At 34.5% G+C, this 4,039-nt stretch carries 5 protein-coding genes; 1 reads left to right on the forward strand and 4 read right to left on the reverse strand.

All coding sequences use genetic code 11. The features are described from left to right. Window positions 1–116, reverse strand: a 116-nt coding sequence (locus AADI82_RS14100) for a 1-deoxy-D-xylulose-5-phosphate synthase N-terminal domain-containing protein (protein ID WP_341217065.1), incomplete at its 3' end; no start/stop codon positions are given. Between the two features lie 63 nt (window positions 117–179). Here AADI82_RS14100 and AADI82_RS14105 point away from each other — a divergent pair. Continuing rightward, the gene (locus AADI82_RS14105) at window positions 180–629 is read left to right on the forward strand and encodes a nucleoside deaminase (RefSeq protein ID WP_034042741.1); all 450 of its coding nucleotides are present in this window, start codon (window positions 180–182) and stop codon (window positions 627–629) included. A 164-nt stretch (window positions 630–793) separates the two neighbouring features. Here the strand turns inward: AADI82_RS14105 and AADI82_RS14110 are convergent, their stop codons facing one another. The 3 genes from AADI82_RS14110 to aspS all read right to left on the reverse strand — a co-directional run. Then, entirely contained in the window at window positions 794–1,030 is a 237-nt protein-coding gene (locus AADI82_RS14110; RefSeq protein WP_034042743.1) for a hypothetical protein, read from the reverse strand. A gap of 43 nt (window positions 1,031–1,073) precedes the next feature. Next, entirely contained in the window at window positions 1,074–2,861 is a 1,788-nt protein-coding gene (locus AADI82_RS14115) for a chloride channel protein (protein ID WP_341217063.1), read from the reverse strand. Between the two features lie 48 nt (window positions 2,862–2,909). Beyond that, window positions 2,910–4,039: aspartate--tRNA ligase (gene aspS / locus AADI82_RS14120; RefSeq protein WP_341217064.1), on the reverse strand; the 1,130-nt coding region annotated here is incomplete at its 5' end.

A 4,039-nucleotide genomic window follows, 5' to 3' on the forward strand; every position in this document is an offset into this window, starting at 1 on the left:
GTGGCAACAATATTAATTATAAAGTCACGTAATTCTTTGGCAAGTTGCCGTAAATCTTTTTGTTTTAAAAGACGAAGTTCTTTTGGGGAGTTTATGGTGTTTAAAAAGTTGTTCATTAAGATACAAATGTAGTATTTGAAAATGATACCATTATCATTTGAAATCGTATTTTTGTTTTTATGCTAGAACCCTTCGATGATACTTATTTTATGAAAAAAGCACTTCAGGAAGCTGAAGTAGCTTTTGAAAAAGGCGAAATTCCTGTGGGCGCAGTCATTGTTATTGATAATAAAATTATTGCTCGCGGACACAATTTAACCGAAACGTTAACCGATGTTACTGCGCATGCCGAAATGCAGGCCATTACCGCAGCAGCTAATTTTTTAGGAGGCAAATATCTTAAAAATTGTACGTTGTATGTTACTTTAGAACCTTGCCAAATGTGTGCGGGTGCTTTGTACTGGAGTCAGATTTCTAATATTGTTTATGGCACTAGAGATAAAGAACGTGGTTGTATTAATTTGAAAACTAAGTTGCACCCTAAAACAATTATTAAAGGCGATGTTTTAGCTGATGAAGCTTCTGAGATTTTAAAACGGTTTTTTATTGAAAAACGGAATTTGAATTGATTTTCGTCACCTTAAACTTGTTTCAGGGGGTCGCATTATATGTGTTCTGTGATTCTGAAACAAGTTCAGAATGACGTACATACCGCATTAGGGATTGAACGGCATGTTTGAGCTCCTCGTAGAGAGCGAGTAGTGAAAGCCCGACCCTTGCGGTAATGCCCAAATTATTTGCGTTTATCGCCTTCGCGCTTGCGCATTTTATCCAAATTTTCTTTGGTAAGCATATAGTCTTGTACATTTTTGTCTTTCCAACGGTAATAAGAAAATAATGGAAACACGATAAAAAATAAGCCCATTACGCCAAAGCCAATACATTTTTGTGAGTATATGGAGTCTATAAAAAATCCAGCTAAAATGCTTCCAAAGGCTGCTAAAAACAAGATTAGAATAAGATATTTCATAAGTATATTGCGTTTGAATGCGATAATTAATAACCTCTGGGGTTTATTTAGTAAAATTAATTAATTGCTGTCTGTAAGCAGTTAATAGTTTTGATTTTGAAATATAACCATAATATTTTCCGTCTTTAACTACGGGTAAATTCCATGCACCGCTTGTTTTAAATTTAGTCATAATATCGTTCATAGAATCATCATTATAATCAATAATACCAGCATCGGCATGCATGAGACTCGATGCGTCAACTGTATCGTATAAATCTGTATCAAACATAATATGTCTTACATCATCTAATCGAATAACGCCTAAAAATTCATGATTATCGTTTACTACAGGAAAATGATTTCGTGAGGATTTTGCAACGGCTGTTTTTAATATATCGCCTAATTTCATGTCAGGTTTTAAAATAATAAAATTGGTTTCTATTACTTTATCAATATCTAAAACCATTAAAACGTTTTGGTCTTTATCATGCGTCATAAGCTCACCGCGCTCTGCAAGTTTTAATGTGTAAATAGAGTGTGATACATAATATTTTGTAATGGCAAATGATGTGGCTGCCACAATCATTAAAGGCACAAATAGTTCGTAGCCACCTGTAATTTCGGCAATTAGAAAGATAGCAGTTAATGGCGCGTGTAATACTCCTGCCATTAATCCTGTCATTCCTATTAAGGTGAAATTGGATTCTGATACATGAAAATCTAGTCCAATATTATTAATAATTTTTGCGAAGGCATTACCCAAAACACTACCCATTACTAGTGTGGGAATAAATACGCCACCTACACCGCCAGCACCAAAGGTAGTAGTCATAGCTATGGCTTTAAATACACCAATACCTAGTAATAATGCAATAACAATCCAGATGTTAGATAAATCTAAATTAAAAGGTGTTGTTCCTATCGCAGTTATGTGGTCGCCTTTTAAAAGATTATTCATAATACCATAGCCTTCACCATAAAGCGGTGGAATAAAATAGAGCATGGTTCCTATTGCTAATCCGCCAATAAGTAACCTTAATGCACGACTTTCAAATTGTTTAAAAAAATTAGTTATAGCAAAAAATACTTTTGAGAAATAGACTGAAGCAAGTGCTGTTACCAAACCTAAAAGTGCATAGAACCCTATGTGGTTAACTTCAAAAGTATCTGTTAATTCAAAACGAAGTAAAACATCAGTTCCTAAAAACATATAAGATGTTACTACGGCAGAAACTGAGGCTAATAATAATGGTACTAATGATGTAAATGCAATGTCTAAACTAAAAATTTCTATAGCAAAAATGATGGCAGCGATTGGTGCTTTAAACATAGACGCCATTGCACCGGCAGCAGCACATCCAATTAAAAGCATTCTAGTTTTTGTATTCATATGAAATAACCGCGCTGCATTTGAGCCTAAAGCAGAACCTACACTTACTGCAGGGCCTTGTAAACCTACAGAACCACCAAAACCTGCTGTTAATGGTGCTGTAATTAAAGCGGCGTAAATATTATATCTAGGAATAATGCCGTTTAATTTAGAAATGGCATATAAGGTTGAAGAAATACCATGCCCAATATGTTTTTTTAACCAGATTTGTTTTATAATGTAAACTAGCAATAAACCAATCATTGGAAAAACGAAGTACAATGAATTTTGGTAATTATTAAAAAAATCTAACTCAAAAAGAAGCCTAATATAGTGTGTTAAGTTTTTAAGTGTTACGGTGCCAATACCCGCTAAAAACCCAACCAAAATACTTAGTATGTAAACAAATTGACGCTCGGAAATATGTTTGTATTTCCAGATTAAGAATTTGCGCAATAGACTTTTGGTACTAACAGACATTTTATAAAACTACTAAAAAAATCCTGCAATTTGCAGGATTTTAATGGTTTATGATTTTAAATTAAGTTTTAAGCTTAATTCTTTAAGTTGTTCGTCATCAATTGGCGCAGGCGCATCTATCATTACATCACGTCCAGAATTATTTTTAGGGAAGGCGATAAAATCTCTTATCGTTTCTTGTCCGCCTAAAATGGCAACCAATCTATCTAAACCAAAGGCTAAACCACCGTGTGGTGGCGCACCATATTCAAACGCATCCATTAAAAATCCAAATTGCGCTTTAGCTTCTTTTTCAGAAAAACCTAAATGCTTTAGCATTATGGCTTGTGTTTCTTTATCGTGAATTCTTATTGAACCTCCGCCTATTTCATTGCCGTTTAAAACCAAATCGTAAGCATTGGCTTTTACTTCGCCTGGTTTAGAATCTAATAATTCTATTTGTCCTGGTTTTGGTGATGTAAATGGATGATGCATGGCGTGATAATGTCCAGTTTCTTCATCTAATTCTAATAAAGGAAAATCGATTATCCAAAGCGGCGCGAATACTTTTGGATCTCTTAAACCTAAGCGTTCTGCTAATTCCATACGCAATGCACTAAGTTGCGCACGTACTTTATTAGTTTCTCCTGAAAGTACACAAACTAAATCGCCTGCTTTTGCGCCAGTTATTTCTGCCCATTTTGCTAAATCGTCTTGATTGTAAAATTTATCTACTGAAGATTTATAAGTGCCGTCATCATTACAACGTGAATATATCATGCCTAAAGCGCCAACTTGCGGACGCTTTACCCAATCTATTAATTTGTCTATTTCTTTTCTGGTGTAACTATTTCCTCCAGGAACGGCAATACCAACTACTAATTCAGCATTATTAAAAACACCAAAATCTTTATGTTGTGTCACAGCATTCAGCTCCCCAAATTGCATTCCGAAACGAATATCTGGTTTGTCGTTTCCGTACAAACGCATCGCATCATCGTAAAGTAGTCGCGGAAATTTTTCAACTTCAACACCGTTTACTTCTTTTAATAAATGGCGTGTTAAACCTTCAAAAGCATTTAAAATATCTTCTTGCTCGATAAACGCCATTTCACAATCTATTTGTGTGAATTCTGGCTGTCTATCTGCACGTAAATCTTCATCTCTAAAACATTTTACAATCTGAAAATATTTATCCA

The organism is uncultured Wocania sp. (genome assembly GCF_964021735.1).
Lineage (GTDB): Bacteria > Bacteroidota > Bacteroidia > Flavobacteriales > Flavobacteriaceae > Wocania_A.